The sequence below is a fragment of the Klebsiella sp. RHBSTW-00484 genome (assembly GCF_013705725.1).
Taxonomy (GTDB): domain Bacteria; phylum Pseudomonadota; class Gammaproteobacteria; order Enterobacterales; family Enterobacteriaceae; genus Klebsiella.
The window spans coordinates 1,628,982-1,647,311 of sequence record NZ_CP055481.1 but is presented as its reverse complement, the minus strand read 5'-3'; the positions used below and the strand labels follow the sequence as shown (position 1 = coordinate 1,647,311).

Here is an 18,330-nt window from a genome sequence, read left to right as displayed (position 1 = left end):
TTTTCCAGTATTCCGCTATCGTCAACGCCGGATTAGCGGTTGAACTTTATTATCAATAGCTTCTCGTGCCCGGAAGATACGCGAACGCACTGTGCCCACCGGACAATCCATGATGGCGGCTATTTCTTCATAGCTCATGCCATCCAACTCCCGCAAGGTAATTGCCATGCGTAAATCTTCCGGAAGCGATTCGATGGTACGAAAAACTATTTGTCTCAGCTCTTCTGACAACATTAAGTTCTCAGGGTTCGAAATTTCTTTCAATGCCCCACCACTTTCGAAATTTTCTGCCTCATTGGCATCAACATCGCTGGATGGCGGACGGCGTCCCTGAGCAACCAGATAATTCTTCGCCGTATTGACGGCGATACGATATAACCAGGTGTAAAAAGCACTATCCCCCCGGAAAGAATCCAGCGCACGCCATGCCTTTACGAACGACTCCTGAACAACGTCAGCGATATCGCCCGGTGGCACGTAGCGGGAGACCAGGCTTGCAACCTTATGCTGATAGCGTACCACCAGCAGGTTAAATGCTTTCTGATCTCCTTTCTGGACCCGTTCAACAAGGACCTGATCCGTTAACTGCTCGCTCATCCGAGGTAATGTCTCCCCAAACCCAATTCCCATGCGTATTCAAAACACCACCCAATGACTGCATAAATGAGCAAGCTGAGGGTTGGAGTGTCTGAAAACAATAAAGTTCCGTTACGCCTTTTTTTTTCGTCTGGCACCGGCTGACGGGTCGTTATCTCTCATTATATGCCCCGGTAGCTAAACGATATGTAAGATAATAAGAAAAAGCGCAAAGCCCGCCAGAAGGGTAACGTAACCCGACTTTTATTTCACTATAAAATCTGAAGCTAACGAGTTGCTTCGCAAAACTTTTCTTACATTTACAGCCCATCCCATCAAAGCGTCATGTTTAGTCGCCACAACATTGAGTAAAAAAAATGTACGATTCAGCGCAAGCTGGTGCTATTGTGCTGCAATCCTGTTTAGTAAATTAAACAAAACTCATGAACACAACTTCTGATTCCTCTTGTGATGTACTGATTGTTGGCAGCGGTGCTGCCGGATTGTCCCTTGCTTTGCGGCTGGCGGAACACTGCACAGTCACGGTACTGAGCAAAGGCCCTATCAGTGAAGGGTCAACTTTCTATGCTCAAGGCGGGATCGCCGCCGTCTTCGATGAAACCGACAGCGTTGAATCCCATGTAGAAGATACGTTGGTTGCCGGAGCCGGCCTTTGCGATCGCCATGCCGTTTCTTTTGTCGCCAGCAACGCTAAACCCTGCGTTCAGTGGCTTATTGATCAGGGCGTCCTGTTTGATACTCAGGTTCAGGCTAATGGGGCTGAAAGCTATCATTTGACCCGAGAAGGGGGTCATAGCCACCGCCGAATTCTCCACTCAGCCGATGCGACGGGTAAAGCCGTAGAGACAACGCTGGTCAGCAAAGCACTTTCTCATCCCAACATCCGCGTGCTGGAACGCAGCAACGCCGTTGACCTGATTATCTCAGATAAAATCGGCCTGCCGGGTACGCGTCGCGTGGTAGGAGCCTGGGTCTGGAATCGAAATAAGGAGACGGTTGAAACTTGTAGCGCAAAAGCGGTGGTACTGGCTACCGGAGGCGCGGCTAAGGTATACCAATATACGACAAATCCAGACGTCTCTTCCGGTGATGGGATTGCCATGGCCTGGCGTGCGGGTTGCCGTGTCGCCAACCTTGAGTTCAATCAGTTTCACCCCACCGCCTTATACCATCCGCAGGCGCGCAATTTCCTGCTGACAGAAGCCTTGCGCGGTGAAGGCGCACTGTTGAAGCGCCCGGACGGCACACGATTTATGCCGGACTTTGACGAACGCGGTGAACTGGCCCCCCGCGATGTGGTCGCCCGAGCCATCGACCATGAAATGAAGCGCCTTGGCGTCGACTGCATGTATCTCGACATCAGCCATAAACCCGCAGAATTTATTCGCCACCATTTCCCGATGATTTACGAGAAGTTACTGGGATTGGGAATCGATCTGACAAAAGAGCCGGTGCCTATTGTTCCGGCTGCTCACTATACCTGCGGCGGTGTGATGGTTGACGATAACGGACGTACTGATGTCGACGGCCTGTACGCCATCGGCGAAGTCAGCTATACCGGATTACATGGCGCTAACCGCATGGCTTCAAACTCGCTGTTGGAGTGTCTTGTTTACGGTTGGTCCGCAGCCGAAGATATCGTTAAGCGCATGCCTTTCGCGCAGAGAGTCAATGAGCTTCCTTTATGGGACGAAAGCCAGGTCGAGATCCCCGACGAACTTGTTGTTATCCAACATAACTGGCATGAGCTGCGCTTATTAATGTGGGATTATGTCGGCATTGTGCGCACCACCCGCCGACTTGAGCGCGCCCTGCGACGCATTACTATGCTGCAGCAGGAACTGGACGAATATTACACCCGCTTCCGCGTCTCCAATAATTTGCTGGAGCTGCGTAACCTGGTCCAGGTTGCCGAGTTGATTGTGCGCTGCGCCATGCTACGTAAAGAGAGCCGTGGTCTGCACTATACGCTGGACTATCCGGAACAGTTGCCGACTAGCGGACCGTCAGTGCTGTCGCCACTGGTTCACATAAAAAGATAGAAATCCTCGGTCAGAGCGGTAAATCCTTCGGAATACTGCTGCTCTGGCCCACGGATAACCAACCTGTCGCTAAAGCACTCACCCGCTGTCGGCGAAAAAGCCAACAGAACCCGATGCGGTGGACGCATTTCCGTTTCCGCCACGTCGGTACGTAAACGTAGATGCCAACCCATATTCTGCGCCCGCTGAACAAATGCATTGCCGACATCAACCGGCAACACAACGCAAAAAAATCCCTCTTCCGTAATGGATTCAGCGGCACAGGTTAACAGCGTTGTGTGATCGAGCGTGGTGGTATAGCGGGCCTGCTCACGCCGTGAGGTCGCGCAAGGGACACCTTCAGCAAAAAAAGGCGGATTGCTGACAATCAGTTCGTAGCGTCGGGTTTGCGGCGACTGCCATTGCTGAATATCAGCCTGGTGGATCTGGATACGTCCGGACCACAGGGATTCTTCAGCGTTTTCCCGCGCCTGTTCTGCCGCATCTTCGTCCAGTTCTACAGCGTCAACAGTGACCGCCTCCACGGTTCGCTGCGCTATCATTAGCGCAAGCAGGCCGCTGCCAGTACCAATATCCAGTACGTGCTTAACCTGCGCTATCGGAGCCCATGCGCCAAGTAAAATGCCGTCAGTGCCCACCTTCATCGCACAGCGATCGTGGGCAATAAAAAATTGTTTAAATGTAAAACCATTGCGCGGCAGCGCAAACTTCGACTGAGACATCCTCGATAACCTTGCGGGCAAAAAACTCCTGGGCTTAAGGCTATGCACAATACCGGAGAACAGATAGCCTTACAAACAGATGAACATTGCGTCCGTAACGTCTATAATCGGCGGTCCACTCAGAGGTAGATCATGACTGTAACGACTTTTTCCGAACTTGAACTCGACGAAAACCTACTGGAAGCGCTCCAGGATAAAGGTTTCACACGCCCGACAGCCATTCAGGCCGCCGCTATTCCGCCTGCGCTTGATGGCCGTGACATTCTCGGTTCAGCCCCGACCGGCACCGGTAAAACAGCGGCGTATTTGCTGCCAGCGTTGCAGCACCTGCTCGATTTTCCACGCAAGAAGTCCGGTCCGCCGCGCATTCTCATCTTGACGCCGACTCGCGAGCTGGCGATGCAGGTTGCTGACCATGCGCGTGAACTGGCAAAACATACTCATCTGGATATCGCCACTATTACCGGCGGCGTAGCGTATATGAACCACGCGGAAGTGTTCAGTGAAAACCAAGATATCGTGGTCGCGACCACCGGACGCCTGCTGCAATACATTAAAGAAGAAAACTTCGACTGCCGCGCCGTTGAAACGCTAATCCTTGATGAAGCAGATCGCATGGTCGACATGGGCTTCGCCCAGGATATTGAACACATAGCTGGTGAAACTCGCTGGCGTAAGCAGACCATGCTGTTTTCCGCGACTCTTGAAGGCGACGCGATTAAGGACTTTGCTGAACGTCTGCTGGAAGATCCGGTTGAAGTCTCTGCCACCCCTTCCACTCGCGAGCGTAAGAAAATTCATCAGTGGTACTACCGTGCTGATGACATCAAACACAAAACCGCGCTGCTCGTAAATTTACTGAAGCAACCAGATGCCACGCGTTCTATCGTCTTTGTGCGTAAACGCGAGCGTGTTCATGAACTGGCGGGTTGGCTGCGTGAAGCGGGTATCAATACCTGCTGGCTTGAAGGTGAGATGGTTCAGGCGAAGCGCAACGAAGCAATTAAACGAATGACAGACGGTCGTATGAATGTGCTGATTGCGACTGATGTCGCTGCACGTGGTATCGATATTCCGGATGTGAGTCACGTCATCAACTTCGACATGCCGCGTACCGCCGACACCTATCTACACCGCATCGGTCGAACGGGTCGCGCAGGGAAAAAAGGCGTCGCCATTTCTCTGGTTGAGGCTCATGACCACCTGCTGTTGGGCAAAATTGGCCGTTATATTGAAGAGCCGTTAAAAGCCCGAGTCATCGATGAGTTGCGCCCAACGACTCGCGCACCGAGCGAGAAGCAGACTGGTAAGCCGTCTAAGAAAGTATTAGCGAAGCGTGCAGAGAAAAAAGAGAAAGATAAAGAGAAGCCGCGCGTGAAGAAACGTCACCGTGATACCAAGAACATTGGTAAGCGTCGCAAGGCAAGCGGGAGCGATACGCCACAGCAGCCAAACGAAAAGTAAAAAAACGCCGGGATATCCCGGCGTTTTCACATCAAAACTTAATCTTACAGGCTTTCGGTAAAAGTACGGGCGATAACATCGCGCTGCTGTTCCGGAGTCAGGGAGTTAAAACGTACCGCGTAACCAGATACGCGAATAGTCAGCTGCGGATATTTTTCCGGATGTTCAACCGCATCCATCAACGTTTCGCGACGCAGTACGTTTACGTTCAGGTGCTGACCACCTTCAACGCGAACTTCCGGTTTCACGTCTACCGGAATTTCACGGTATTCGATCTCGCCCAGTTTGCTTACCGCAACCACGTCATCTTCAGCATAACCGGCTTTGGCGCACAGGCAGCGTGCTTCGCCTTTTTCGCTATCCAGCAGCCAGAAAGAGTTCAGCAGGTCGTCGTTTGCAGCTTTAGTAATTTGGATACCAGTAATCATTTGATGCCTCCCGGGCAGTGTTTATTCGATTATTGGCCTTCGCGGCCAATTGGTAAAACCATTGTTGTATGAGTGTATATATAACAGTCGGGCACCCGGCATTCATTGATTTAAATCAACAAAAACCACTCAATGAAAGTGGGTATGAGTGGATATTATTGTTTTACATCAAGTTACGCCATATCCAACACTAAATAAATTTGTAAAATTTCAATTTTTTTTGCATGCAGAACGTCAATCGCGTGGCGCAAATTTTGTGTTGTAGAAAGATGCAGTTAAGCTATGGCAATGACACTTTGCAGGAGAGCAAAATGACCACCCCATTAATCTGGCACGATGTACTGGCAGAAGAGAAGCAGCAGCCTTATTTTGTTAACACCCTAAAAACCGTGGCAGAAGAACGCCAATCTGGCATCACCATCTACCCACCGCAAAAAGATGTCTTTAATGCGTTTCGTTACACCGAATTAAGCGATGTCAAAGTGGTGATTCTGGGCCAGGATCCCTACCACGGACCCGGGCAGGCTCACGGCCTTGCCTTCTCTGTTCTACCTGGAATTGCGACACCACCATCACTGCTTAATATGTACAAGGAACTGGAAGGGACGATACCTGGATTTCAGCGCCCGACTCACGGTTATCTCGAAAGCTGGGCGCGTCAGGGCGTGCTGCTGCTCAATACCGTATTAACGGTACGTGCGGGACAAGCACACTCTCACGCCAGCCTCGGATGGGAAACCTTTACCGATAAAGTGATTTCATTGATCAACCAGCATCGGGAAGGAGTGGTGTTCCTGCTGTGGGGGTCACATGCGCAAAAGAAAGGGGCAATTATCGATCGTCAGCGCCATTGTGTACTGAAAGCGCCGCATCCATCACCGCTTTCCGCCCATCGCGGGTTCTTTGGCAGCAACCATTTTGTCCAGGCCAATCAGTGGCTGGCCGAACGCGGTGAAGCACCGATTGACTGGGTACCGGTGCTACCGACTGAAAGCGAGTAAATGACTGTCCGTATGAATCTACGGACCAGCCATCACTCAGAATCAGGACAAAAAAATGCCAGCATTAGCATTACAGCTATGCTGGCATTTTTTACTTTGAATTAAGGTATCAAGCCTTATTCTGACGCCACCACTCTGCCAGCAATACGCCGGTAGCAACGGAAACGTTCAGGCTCTCCACATTACCTGTCCCTTCGATAGCTACATTCAGATCGGCACTGGAGATCGCCGCATCGGACAGACCATCACTCTCTTGCCCTAACACCAGCACCATCTTCTTCGGCAGTTCGGCTTTAAACAGCGGAGTACCGTTATGGCTGGAAGTAGAAACAATGGCGTAACCCGCGCTGCGGAATCTCTCGAGCGTATCAATGAAGCTGTCGCCAGTGATCGGCTCAACGTGCTCTGCGCCACCTTCCGCTGTACGGATTGCAGCACCTGACTCCAGTACTCCGGCATCCTGCACAACAACGCCTTTAACACCGAAATGTGCGCAGCTACGCATGATAGCACCGAGGTTATGCGGGTTACCCACATCTTCCAGCGCCAGAACGCAATCTTCAGCATCAGCTTTGGCAACCCACTGTTCAACCGATGTACCATGACGCTTTTTAATCAGGAAGCAAACGCCACCATGATGTTCAGTACCTGAAGCTTTTGCCAGTTCCGCTTCATCAACCACGTGATAGGCTTTGCGGTTTGCCGCCATCCAGCGCAGGGCTTCCTTAAAGCGAGGTGTTACGCTCTGGATAAACCAGGCTCGCACGATGGCCTCCGGACGGCTCTGGAATAAAGCCTGGCAGGCATTCTCACCATAAACGCGGGTCTCTTCCGCGCGCTGACGGCGCAGCACTTCCGGATCGATAAAGCTTTTACCGCTGATCCCACCGTGATCGGCTTTTACCGGTGCTTCTTCACCAGGCGCACGAGACACGGTACGCCACGGTGAGGAACCTTCACCACCGAAATCATCGCGCTTGCGCTCGTCACGTTTACGATCACCACCACGGCTACTTCTTTCATCGCGCGCAGGGCGGTTGCGGCCGTCAACGCGTGATTTTCCTGGACGACCTCCCCCTTTCCCGGTACGCGGGTTCTGGGTGCGTTTCTCAGAATCATCATCACTGCGGACATACATCACTTTGACCTTGCCGCTTTTATTTTTCAGTTCGTCGCTCATCAATTTTCTCCACCTGCGCTGCGCGAAGCGCGCAGATTACCCGATGTGTCACCACTTAGCCATTATTTCATTTAAAAGCCTGGGTCTATCGTATTCATCGAACAAAACACATTGTCCTTTAATAGCTACTCATCAATAATATGTAACATTACAGAAACAAATCGGCCACGTGCCGCGCTGCAACCCATAACCAGAGGTTAGTTATGAATACCGTTTGTGCCAGTTGTCAGGCTCTGAACCGCATCCCCGACGATCGTAGCGCCGATGGCGCGAAATGCGGACGCTGCGGTCACGATCTTTTTGACGGTGACGTAATCAACGCGACCGGGGCAACGCTGGATAAACTACTGAAGGACGATCTCCCCGTCGTTGTCGATTTCTGGGCGCCATGGTGCGGCCCCTGCCGGAACTTCGCGCCGATCTTTGAAGATGTGGCTGAAGAACGCAGTGGCGAAATGCGTTTCGTGAAAGTGAATACCGAAATGGAACGGGAACTCAGCGCCCGCTTTCGCATTCGTAGCATCCCGACCATTATGATGTTTAAAAATGGCGAAGTCATCGACATGCTGAACGGTGCCGTCCCTAAAGCGCCTTTCGATAGCTGGCTAAACGAAGCCGGCCAGCAGTAAACCTGACGGGGCATCGCTTGTGCCCCGTTTTCACCTCTGCGACAATGGCGTTTTTTCTTAGCGATCTCCATGACTGATAACGCCGTCCTTCGCCTTCGCGCCGAACGCCTCGCTCGCGCCACCCGGCCTTTCCTTGCTCGCGGCAACCGTATTCACCGCTGCCAGCGTTGCCTGCTGCCGTTGAAAGAGTGCCTTTGCGAGACCCTCAACCCGGTTGCCGCTTCCAGTCGTTTTTGTCTGGTAATGTTCGATACCGAGCCGATGAAGCCCAGCAATACCGGGCGCCTTATTGCCGATACCCTCCCGGATACCGAAGCGTTCCAGTGGTCCCGTACTGAACCACCACAGGCATTGCTCGATTTAGTTGCCGACCCTCATTATCAGCCAATGGTGGTTTTTCCTGCTTCTTATGCCGGCACCGAACGTCAGGTACTTGATGCACCGCCTGTGGGCAAACCGCCGCTATTTATTATGCTCGATGGAACCTGGCCCGAAGCGCGAAAAATGTTCCGTAAAAGCCCCTGGCTTGATGCACTGCCGATTATTTCCGTTGACCTGTCCCGCATCTCTGCTTACCACCTGCGGGAAGCCCATGCACAAGGGCAATACTGCACTGCCGAAGTGGCGATTGCGTTGCTGGATCTCGCGGGAGATAAACCCGCGGCTGCGGCGCTTGGCGATCACTTTAGCTTGTTCAAAGCACGCTATCTGGCAGGAAAAACGCAGCATAAGGGCAGCATCACAGCACACCCGACAGAAAACGTTTAAAATCATTCGGTCACTGGAGATTTAAGGAGACCGGTATGAGCCAACGAGGCCTGGAAGCATTGCTGCGGCCAAAATCGATCGCCGTTATTGGCGCATCAATGAAACCACAGCGCGCCGGTTATCTGATGATGCGCAACCTGCTGGCTGGCGGGTTTAATGGCCCCGTTCTTCCTGTGACGCCAGCGTGGAAAGCGGTTCAGGGCGTGCTGGCCTGGCCGACTATCGACAGTCTGCCCTTTACGCCCGATCTTGCTGTGCTATGCACTAATGCCCGGAGAAACCTTGAGTTGCTGGAAGCTTTGGGGCAAAAAGGGTGTAAAACCTGCATAATTCTGTCTTCAATACCCGACCAATACCCTGCGCTGCTTAAGTGTGCCGCCCGCTATCAAATGCGCCTGCTCGGGCCAAACAGTCTCGGCCTGCTTGCGCCATGGCAGGGGCTTAATGCCAGCTTTTCTCCGGTTCCAATTCATCGCGGCAAACTGGCGTTTATTTCCCAGTCAGCAGCGGTCTCTAACACTATCCTCGACTGGGCGCAGCAGCGAGAGATGGGTTTTTCTTACTTTATAGCACTGGGTGACAGCCTGGATATCGACGTCGATGATTTACTCGACTTCCTTGCTCGCGATAGCAAGACTAGTGCCATTCTGCTCTACCTTGAGCATATTAGTGATGCCCGCCGTTTTGTTTCGGCGGCGCGTAGCGCATCGCGTAATAAACCTATCCTGGTGATTAAAAGCGGGCGTAGTCCGGCGGCGCAGAAACTGCTGCACGTTAATTCAGGAATGGATCCTGCATGGGATGCTGCCATTCAGCGTGCGGGCTTATTGCGGGTACAGGACACACATGAGCTGTTCTCTGCTGTCGAAACCCTCAGCCATATGCGCCCCCTGCGCGGCGAAAAACTGATGATTATCAGTAACGGTGCCGCTCCGGCGGCGCTGGCGCTGGATGAGCTTTGGCTGCGCAATGGCAAACTTGCTGCTCTCAGCGAAGAGACCAGCGACAAACTGCGCCAGGTATTACCTGCTGGCATCGGTATCGCCAACCCCTTAGATCTCCGCGATGATGCCAGTAGCGAGCATTACCTTAAGGCGCTTAACGTCCTGCTTGATAGCCATGACTATGATGCACTGCTGGTGATCCATGCCCCAAGCGCCGCCGCACCGGGAACGGAAAGCGCACTGGCGCTAATTGATGCCCTGAAACGCCACCCACGCGGTAAATACGTTACCGTTCTCACCAACTGGTGTGGTGAATTCTCTTCTCAAGAAGCACGGCGTCTGTTTAGCGATGCGGGCCTACCGACTTATCGGACTCCCGAGGGCACTATTACCGCCTTTATGCACATGGTGGAATACAGACGTAACCAAAAACAGCTCCGTGAAACACCGGTCCTGTCAGACTCGTTAACCACCAACACGGCTGAAGCCCGAGACTTGCTGCAGCGCGCAATCAATGAAGGCGCAACATCGCTGGATACCCATGAAGTAAGCCCCGTTCTGCGCGCTTATGGCATCCATACTCTGCCGACATGGATTGCTGCAGATAGTGCCGAAGCAGTACATATCGCCGAGCAGATTGGTTATCCGGTAGCGCTGAAGCTACGCTCGCCGGATATCCCCCATAAGTCAGAAGTTCAGGGGGTTATGCTTTATCTACGTACTGCCATCGAAGTACAGCAGGCGGCGGATGCCATTATCGATCGCGTGAAAATGACCTGGCCGCAGGCGCGTATTCACGGACTGCTGGTACAAAGTATGGCCAACCGCGCCGGGGCACAGGAGCTTCGAGTGGTAGTAGAGCACGATCCGGTCTTCGGGCCACTGATCATGCTGGGGGAAGGCGGCGTCGAGTGGCGTGCAGAAGATCAGGCTGCCGTCGCGCTACCGCCGTTGAATATGAACCTGGCACGCTATCTGGTCATTCAGGCAATCAAGAGTAAAAAAATGCGCGGTCGCAGCGCACTACGACCATTAGACATTCCTGGCCTGAGTCAATTGCTGGTACAGGTATCTAATTTAATTGTCGACTGCCCGGAGATTCAGCGCCTGGACATCCATCCTTTACTCGCTTCCGGTCACGAGTTTACTGCGCTTGATGTCACGTTAAGTCTTGCCCCTTTTACCGGCGATAGCGAAAGTCGCCTGGCTGTGCGTCCCTATCCGCAACAGCAGGAAGAGTGGGTGGTAATGAAAAATGGCGAACGTTGCCTGTTTCGCCCTATTCTTCCAGAAGATGAGCCGCAGTTGCTGGCCTTTATCGGGCAGGTTACGAAGGAAGATCTTTACTATCGTTACTTCAGCGAAATCAATGAATTTACGCATGACGATTTAGCCAATATGACGCAGATCGACTACGATCGAGAAATGGCTTTTGTTGCCGTGCGTGCAACGGCAGAGGGAAATGAGATCCTCGGGGTAACTCGCGCGATCTCCGACCCGGATAATATCGATGCCGAGTTTGCCGTGCTGGTACGCTCCGACCTGAAAGGTCTGGGTTTAGGCCGTAGGCTACTAGAAAAATTAATTGCTTATACGCAAAGCCACGGTCTGCAACGACTTAACGGCATCACAATGCCTAACAATAAAGGCATGATCGGCCTCGCCAGAAAGCTGGGATTCACGGTTGATATCCAGTTGGAAGATGGAATTGTCAGTTTGTCTCTACAACTTGCACCAGCGCAATCATAAACGGGTGAGCGCAATTGTTGACTACTTTAACGGGTAGTAATGGTATTATTGCCCGCTTACGTCGTCTGCATGGTACAGAAGACCCTTCAATAAACAGAGAAGAAACGCACTGTGATGTTGTCAAAATTTAAACGTAATAAACATCAACAACACCTTGCCCAACTCCCTAAGCTTTCTCAGTCAGTTGATGATATCGAGTTCTTTTACGCTCCCGCAGATTTTCGGCAAGCGTTACTGGCAAAGATAGCTCAAGCCACCCAGCGTATTTGCATTATTGCGCTCTATCTGGAACAGGATGATGGCGGCAAAGGAATTTTGCAGGCACTGTATGACGCTAAACGTCAGCGTCCAGAATTAGATGTTCGGATACTGGTCGACTGGCATCGAGCCCAGCGTGGTCGTATAGGTGCCGCGGCCTCAAACACCAATGCCGATTGGTATTGCCGTATGGCACAGGAAAATCCCGGCGTCGATATTCCGGTTTATGGCGTTCCGGTAAATACCCGGGAGGCACTCGGCGTTCTCCATTTCAAAGGTTTTATCGTTGATGATTGTGTTCTCTACAGCGGCGCGAGTCTGAATGATGTTTACCTGCATCAACACGATAAGTATCGCTATGACCGCTACCAGTGCATTCGCAACGGTAAAATGGCCGATGTTATGTTCGATTGGGTTGAGAATAACCTGGTGCAAGGTCGTGGGGTTAATCGCCTGGACAAAGCCGATCGACCGAAAAGTCCGGAAATCAAAAATGATATCCGTCAGTATCGTCAGGAACTTCGCGATAGCAGCTATCATTTTCTCGGCGACGCCGATGAAGATCAGTTATCAGTAACACCACTGGTTGGCTTAGGCAAATCAAGCCTGCTAAATAAAACTATCTTCCATCTAATGCCCTGTGCGGAGCACAAGCTGACCATCTGCACACCTTATTTCAACCTACCTGCTCTACTAGTGCGTAATATCATTCAACTACTACGTAGCGGAAAGAAAGTTGAAATTATTGTCGGCGATAAAACGGCCAACGATTTCTATATCCCAGAAGATCAGCCGTTTAAAATCATCGGCGCACTTCCCTATCTCTATGAAATTAATCTGCGTCGCTTCCTGAGTCGACTGCAGTATTATGTCAATACTGACCAACTGATTGTCCGTTTATGGAAAGATGACGATAACAGCTACCACCTGAAAGGCATGTGGGTTGATGACGAATGGATGTTGCTGACTGGGAATAACCTGAACCCTCGCGCATGGCGACTTGATCTGGAAAATGCCATTCTTATCCACGATCCGAAACATCAACTTGGCGCAATGCGTGAAAAAGAACTTAATCTCATTCGCAAGCATACGACAATCGTCCAACACTACCGTGATTTGCAAAGCATTGCTGATTACCCGGTAAAAGTTCGCAAGCTAATTCGACGCTTGAGACGTATCCGAATCGACCGTCTTATTAGCCGTATCCTCTGAATTTCCGCCCCACTATATGTGGGGTTTTTTGTGGATTTTATATGCGCATTATCGTGATTATCGCTCTGCTATTATTGCTAACCGGTTGCAGTCATATGGCTAATGACTCCTGGAAAGGCCAGGATAAAGCACAGCATTTCCTCGCCTCAGCAATGCTCTCTGCTGCAGGTAATGAATATGCCCAGCACCAGGGTTATAGCCGCGATCGTAGTGCCGCTATCGGTTTTATGTTTTCCGTGAGTTTAGGTGCATCTAAAGAGTTGTGGGACAGCCGCCCCGCAGGAAGCGGCTGGAGTTGGAAAGATTTCGCCTGGGATGTGGCTGGTGCGACTACGGGCTTCGCCGTATGGCAGTTAGCACACCAATAGCCTATAAACGCAGGCCCTTACCTTTACGGTGTAATGCCAGAGAAACCAAGAGAGCAATAACCCCCATCACGGTGACATACCAGTAAAAAGCGTGCTCGATCCCGGCCGACTTTAGTGACAGGGCAACATATTCCGCCGAGCCGCCAAACAGCGCGTTGGCAACTGCATAAGATAACCCTACCCCTAACGCGCGCACCTGGGCCGGAAACATTTCTGCCTTCAGAATCCCGCTGATTGAGGTATAGAAACTAATTATGAGCAGTGCACATATTACCAGGGCAAATGCCGCATACGGCGAACTCACTTTTTGCAGTGCATTCAAAATAGGTACAGTGAAGATTGTTACCAGCACACCAAAACAAAGCATCGAGCTACGGCGGCCAATTTTATCTGAAAGTGCACCAAAAAGGGGCTGAACCAGCATATATACGAATAACGCAGCGGTCATAATCATACTGGCAGTGTTGGCCGTCATGCCCGCCGTATTCACTAGATACTTCTGCATATAGGTTGTAAAGGTATAAAAACTCAGCGAGCCGGCAGCGGTGAAACCCAGCACCATCATAAAAGCCTTGCGGTTACGCCATAACCCTTTAAACGATCCCGCCTCTTTTAACGCACGATTTTCCTGCTTTGAGGTTTCATCCAGTTGACGACGAAGCCACAGGGCCACGATGGCTAGCACCGCACCGAGGGCAAAAGGTATACGCCATCCCCAGGCATGAAGGTCCTCATCACTCAGTATCTGCTGCAAAGCGACAACGACAAGTACTGCCAGTAGTTGGCCACCAATCAGAGTGACGTATTGAAATGAGGCATAGAAGCCTTTCTTTCCCTCAATGGCGACCTCACTCATATAAGTTGCACTAGTGCCATATTCCCCCCCAACAGAAAGCCCCTGGAATAAACGAGCCAGCAATAGTAACGCCGGTGCCCATGTGCCTATCGTTGCATAGCCTGGCAAACAGGCGATCACCAGTGAACCAAAACACATCATACAAACTGAAATAAGCATGGAGGTTTTACGTCCACGGCGATCGGCAATGCGACCAAACAACCAGCCTCCTATCGGACGCATCAGAAAACCGGCAGCAAACACACCTGCCGTTTGTAACAATTGAGTTGTTGTGTTTCCAGAGGGGAAGAAGATGTGCGCAAAATAAAGAGAGCAGAATGAGTAGACATAAAAATCAAACCATTCGACCAGATTCCCTGAAGATGCACCTACTATTGCCCATATACGACGCCGGGTATCCCCTTGTTCGAGTGAACCACGTGCATTAATGCTACCTTCTGTCATTATAATTCTGCTCCAGCAAAGACGGCAATCTGCCTTGTCGAGCGTGTCACAGCACTCCGGCAAATCAATTAGTGAATAAAATGTTATATAATTGTTATTGTTTTATATGTGATTATAGTCACACTTTTCCGGTGAGGTATTTTTTCAAAATTAACGCCAGAACGTAGGCAAGGAAAAAGTGAAATATGGCGGCGAGTAAAGCTGAGCAGGTTTTAATGTTGCAAAAGAGGAATGTAAATACTGCCGTTGATAGATCGATTCTTATGCAGCAAAAACGCAAAAAGCCCATCCGTCAGGATGGGCTCTTCACTTAATTAATGCCTGGCAGTTCCCTACTCTCACATGGGGAGACCCCACACTACCATCGGCGCTACGGCGTTTCACTTCTGAGTTCGGCATGGGGTCAGGTGGGACCACCGCGCTGTCGCCGCCAGGCAAATTCTTTGTGCTCAGTACGCAATTCTTTATCGCATCAGCCGCGTTGCCCGCGCTCGTAAAGTCAGTCACATACTTCAGTATGCTCCTTCCTTTCCATCGCTTGTCGCCTTGCTGCTGCGTAAATTATTGCCTACTCAACTCTGAATCTAAGCTGAAAATCTTCTCTCAATTCCGCCAAAACATCTTCGGCGTTGTAAGGTTAAGCCTCACGGTTCATTAGTACCGGTTAGCTCAACGTATCGCTACGCTTACACACCCGGCCTATCAACGTCATCGTCTTTAACGTTCCTTCAGGACTCTCAGGGAGTCAGGGAGAACTCATCTCGGGGCAAGTTTCGTGCTTAGATGCTTTCAGCACTTATCTCTTCCGCATTTAGCTACCGGGCAATGCCATTGGCATGACAACCCGAACACCAGTGATGCGTCCACTCCGGTCCTCTCGTACTAGGAGCAGCCCCCCTCAATTCTCCAGCGCCCACGGCAGATAGGGACCGAACTGTCTCACGACGTTCTAAACCCAGCTCGCGTACCACTTTAAATGGCGAACAGCCATACCCTTGGGACCTACTTCAGCCCCAGGATGTGATGAGCCGACATCGAGGTGCCAAACACCGCCGTCGATATGAACTCTTGGGCGGTATCAGCCTGTTATCCCCGGAGTACCTTTTATCCGTTGAGCGATGGCCCTTCCATTCAGAACCACCGGATCACTATGACCTGCTTTCGCACCTGCTCGCGCCGTCACGCTCGCAGTCAAGCTAGCTTATGCCATTGCACTAACCTCCTGATGTCCGACCAGGATTAGCTAACCTTCGTGCTCCTCCGTTACTCTTTAGGAGGAGACCGCCCCAGTCAAACTACCCACCAGACACTGTCCGCAACCCGGATCACGGGTCCACGTTAGAACACCAGCCATTAAAGGGTGGTATTTCAAGGTTGGCTCCATGCAGACTGGCGTCCACACTTCAAAGCCTCCCACCTATCCTACACATCAAGGACCAGTGTTCAGTGTCAAGCTATAGTAAAGGTTCACGGGGTCTTTCCGTCTTGCCGCGGGTACACTGCATCTTCACAGCGAGTTCAATTTCACTGAGTCTCGGGTGGAGACAGCCTGGCCATCATTACGCCATTCGTGCAGGTCGGAACTTACCCGACAAGGAATTTCGCTACCTTAGGACCGTTATAGTTACGGCCGCCGTTTACCGGGGCTTCGATCAAGAGCTTCTCCTTACGGATAACCCCATCAATTAACCTTCCGGCACCGGGCAGGCGTCACACCGTATACGTCCACTTTCGTGTTTGCACAGTGCTGTGTTTTTAATAAACAGTTGCAGCCAGCTGGTATCTTCGACTGAGTTCAGCTCCGTGAGCAAGTCACTTCACCTACCATCAGCGTGCCTTCTCCCGAAGTTACGGCACCATTTTGCCTAGTTCCTTCACCCGAGTTCTCTCAAGCGCCTTGGTATTCTCTACCTGACCACCTGTGTCGGTTTGGGGTACGATTTGATGTTACCTGATGCTTAGAGGCTTTTCCTGGAAGCAGGGCATTTGTTACTTCAGCACCGTAGTGCCTCGTCATCACACCTCAGCGTTGAATGACGTTCCGGATTTACCTGGAACATCCGCCTACATGCTTAAACCGGGACAACCGTCGCCCGGCTAACATAGCCTTCTCCGTCCCCCCTTCGCAGTAACACCGAGTACAGGAATATTAACCTGTTTCCCATCGACTACGCCTTTCGGCCTCGCCTTAGGGGTCGACTCACCCTGCCCCGATTAACGTTGGACAGGAACCCTTGGTCTTCCGGCGAGCGGGCTTTTCACCCGCTTTATCGTTACTTATGTCAGCATTCGCACTTCTGATACCTCCAGCAGCCCTCACAGGCCACCTTCAACGGCTTACAGAACGCTCCCCTACCCAACAACGCATAAGCGTCGCTGCCGCAGCTTCGGTGCATGGTTTAGCCCCGTTACATCTTCCGCGCAGGCCGACTCGACCAGTGAGCTATTACGCTTTCTTTAAATGATGGCTGCTTCTAAGCCAACATCCTGGCTGTCTGTGCCTTCCCACATCGTTTCCCACTTAACCATGACTTTGGGACCTTAGCTGGCGGTCTGGGTTGTTTCCCTCTTCACGACGGACGTTAGCACCCGCCGTGTGTCTCCCGTGATAACATTCTTCGGTATTCGTAGTTTGCATCGGGTTGGTAAGTCGGGATGACCCCCTAGCCGAAACAGTGCTCTACCCCCGAAGATGAGTTCACGAGGCGCTACCTAAATAGCTTTCGGGGAGAACCAGCTATCTCCCGGTTTGATTGGCCTTTCACCCCCAGCCACAAGTCATCCGCTAATTTTTCAACATTAGTCGGTTCGGTCCTCCAGTTAGTGTTACCCAACCTTCAACCTGCCCATGGCTAGATCACCGGGTTTCGGGTCTATACCCTGCAACTTAACGCCCAGTTAAGACTCGGTTTCCCTGCGGCTCCCCTATACGGTTAACCTTGCTACAGAATATAAGTCGCTGACCCATTATACAAAAGGTACGCAGTCACCCCATTAAAGAGGCTCCTACTGCTTGTACGTACACGGTTTCAGGTTCTGTTTCACTCCCCTCGCCGGGGTTCTTTTCGCCTTTCCCTCACGGTACTGGTTCACTATCGGTCAGTCAGGAGTATTTAGCCTTGGAGGATGGTCCCCCCATATTCAGACAGGATACCACGTGTCCCGCCCTACTCTTCGAGTTCACAGCCTGTGTGTTTTTGTGTACGGGAGTATCACCCTGTACCCTGCGACTTTCCAGACGCTTCCACTAACACACAAACTGATTCAGACTCTGGGCTCCTCCCCGTTCGCTCGCCGCTACTGGGGGAATCTCGGTTGATTTCTTTTCCTCGGGGTACTTAGATGTTTCAGTTCCCCCGGTTCGCTTCGTTAAGCTATGTATTCACTTAACGATAGTGTGTCGGAACACACTGGGTTTCCCCATTCGGAAATCGTCGGTTATAACGGTTCATATCACCTTACCGACGCTTATCGCAGATTAGCACGTCCTTCATCGCCTCTGACTGCCAGGGCATCCACCGTGTACGCTTAGTCGCTTAACCTCACAACCCGAAGATGTTTCGTAAAACACTTCGTGCTGCAAAAATTTGAGAGACTCGAACACACCGTCATTCTGTTCTTATTTACGGAGAACAGACACAGTGTGTCGTTTCAATTTTCAGCTTGAT

At 51.4% G+C, this 18,330-nt stretch carries 14 protein-coding genes and 2 rRNA genes; 8 read left to right on the top strand and 8 right to left on the bottom strand.

Annotation, left to right across the window (positions count from 1 at the left end):
• Nucleotides 1-21: 21 nt before the first annotated feature.
• Together rpoE and rseD are read right to left on the bottom strand one after the other, a co-directional pair.
• Nucleotides 22-597 (bottom strand): RNA polymerase sigma factor RpoE, encoded by a 576-nt coding sequence (gene rpoE, locus HV213_RS07965; protein ID WP_110272050.1) that lies wholly within the window; start codon nucleotides 595-597, stop codon nucleotides 22-24.
• Nucleotides 594-734: a rpoE leader peptide RseD gene (gene rseD, locus HV213_RS07960; RefSeq protein WP_167492730.1), complete on the bottom strand. Its 141-nt coding sequence runs from the start codon at nucleotides 732-734 to the stop codon at nucleotides 594-596. The genes rpoE and rseD overlap by 4 nt, the downstream gene beginning before the upstream one ends.
• 285 nt (nucleotides 735-1,019) lie before the next feature.
• Between rseD and nadB the strand changes: the two genes are divergently transcribed.
• Nucleotides 1,020-2,639, top strand: a complete 1,620-nt coding sequence (nadB, locus tag HV213_RS07955; RefSeq protein ID WP_181485288.1) for an L-aspartate oxidase — start codon at nucleotides 1,020-1,022, stop codon at nucleotides 2,637-2,639.
• Here nadB and trmN read toward each other — a convergent pair.
• The gene (gene trmN / locus HV213_RS07950; protein WP_181485287.1) at nucleotides 2,624-3,361 is read right to left on the bottom strand and encodes a tRNA(1)(Val) (adenine(37)-N(6))-methyltransferase TrmN; all 738 of its coding nucleotides are present in this window, start codon (nucleotides 3,359-3,361) and stop codon (nucleotides 2,624-2,626) included. The two genes, nadB and trmN, sit on opposite strands and share 16 nt — an antisense overlap.
• 132 nt (nucleotides 3,362-3,493) lie before the next feature.
• On the opposite strand from trmN, the gene srmB reads away from it, so the two are divergent.
• Nucleotides 3,494-4,825, top strand: coding sequence for an ATP-dependent RNA helicase SrmB (gene srmB, locus HV213_RS07945; protein ID WP_181485286.1), 1,332 nt, complete (start codon nucleotides 3,494-3,496; stop codon nucleotides 4,823-4,825).
• Between the two features lie 44 nt (nucleotides 4,826-4,869).
• On the opposite strand, the gene grcA is transcribed toward srmB, so the two are convergent.
• Nucleotides 4,870-5,253, bottom strand: coding sequence for an autonomous glycyl radical cofactor GrcA (gene grcA, locus HV213_RS07940; RefSeq protein ID WP_110272046.1), 384 nt, complete (start codon nucleotides 5,251-5,253; stop codon nucleotides 4,870-4,872).
• Between the two features lie 311 nt (nucleotides 5,254-5,564).
• On the opposite strand from grcA, the gene ung reads away from it, so the two are divergent.
• Nucleotides 5,565-6,254, top strand: a complete 690-nt coding sequence (gene ung, locus HV213_RS07935; RefSeq protein WP_181485285.1) for a uracil-DNA glycosylase — start codon at nucleotides 5,565-5,567, stop codon at nucleotides 6,252-6,254.
• A 109-nt stretch (nucleotides 6,255-6,363) separates the two neighbouring features.
• Here the strand turns inward: ung and HV213_RS07930 are convergent, their stop codons facing one another.
• Nucleotides 6,364-7,434 carry a tRNA/rRNA methyltransferase gene (locus tag HV213_RS07930; protein ID WP_181485284.1) on the bottom strand — a complete coding sequence of 357 codons (1,071 nt, stop codon included), beginning with the start codon at nucleotides 7,432-7,434 and terminating at the stop codon, nucleotides 6,364-6,366.
• A 203-nt stretch (nucleotides 7,435-7,637) separates the two neighbouring features.
• Here HV213_RS07930 and trxC point away from each other — a divergent pair, with 203 nt between their 5' ends.
• From trxC to HV213_RS07905, 5 genes are all read left to right on the top strand, one after another.
• Nucleotides 7,638-8,063 (top strand): thioredoxin TrxC, encoded by a 426-nt coding sequence (gene trxC / locus HV213_RS07925; RefSeq protein ID WP_004104599.1) that lies wholly within the window; start codon nucleotides 7,638-7,640, stop codon nucleotides 8,061-8,063.
• A 69-nt stretch (nucleotides 8,064-8,132) separates the two neighbouring features.
• Complete coding sequence (locus HV213_RS07920; protein WP_181485283.1) at nucleotides 8,133-8,831, top strand: tRNA-uridine aminocarboxypropyltransferase; 699 nt, start codon at nucleotides 8,133-8,135, stop codon at nucleotides 8,829-8,831.
• A 35-nt stretch (nucleotides 8,832-8,866) separates the two neighbouring features.
• Nucleotides 8,867-11,524, top strand: coding sequence for a bifunctional acetate--CoA ligase family protein/GNAT family N-acetyltransferase (locus HV213_RS07915; RefSeq protein ID WP_181485282.1), 2,658 nt, complete (start codon nucleotides 8,867-8,869; stop codon nucleotides 11,522-11,524).
• 114 nt (nucleotides 11,525-11,638) lie between these two features.
• Entirely contained in the window at nucleotides 11,639-12,994 is a 1,356-nt protein-coding gene (gene pssA / locus HV213_RS07910; protein ID WP_181486358.1) for a CDP-diacylglycerol--serine O-phosphatidyltransferase, read from the top strand.
• Nucleotides 12,995-13,035: 41 nt separating this feature from the next.
• Nucleotides 13,036-13,362 (top strand): YfiM family lipoprotein, encoded by a 327-nt coding sequence (locus HV213_RS07905; RefSeq protein WP_181485281.1) that lies wholly within the window; start codon nucleotides 13,036-13,038, stop codon nucleotides 13,360-13,362.
• A gap of 1 nt (nucleotide 13,363) precedes the next feature.
• Here the strand turns inward: HV213_RS07905 and HV213_RS07900 are convergent, their stop codons facing one another.
• The 3 genes from HV213_RS07900 to HV213_RS07890 form a co-directional block, all read right to left on the bottom strand.
• Nucleotides 13,364-14,662, bottom strand: a complete 1,299-nt coding sequence (locus tag HV213_RS07900) for an MFS transporter (protein WP_181485280.1) — start codon at nucleotides 14,660-14,662, stop codon at nucleotides 13,364-13,366.
• A gap of 319 nt (nucleotides 14,663-14,981) precedes the next feature.
• Nucleotides 14,982-15,097 (bottom strand): 5S ribosomal RNA (gene rrf, locus HV213_RS07895).
• A 198-nt stretch (nucleotides 15,098-15,295) separates the two neighbouring features.
• A 23S ribosomal RNA gene (locus HV213_RS07890) occupies nucleotides 15,296-18,204 on the bottom strand.
• Nucleotides 18,205-18,330 lie beyond the last annotated feature (126 nt).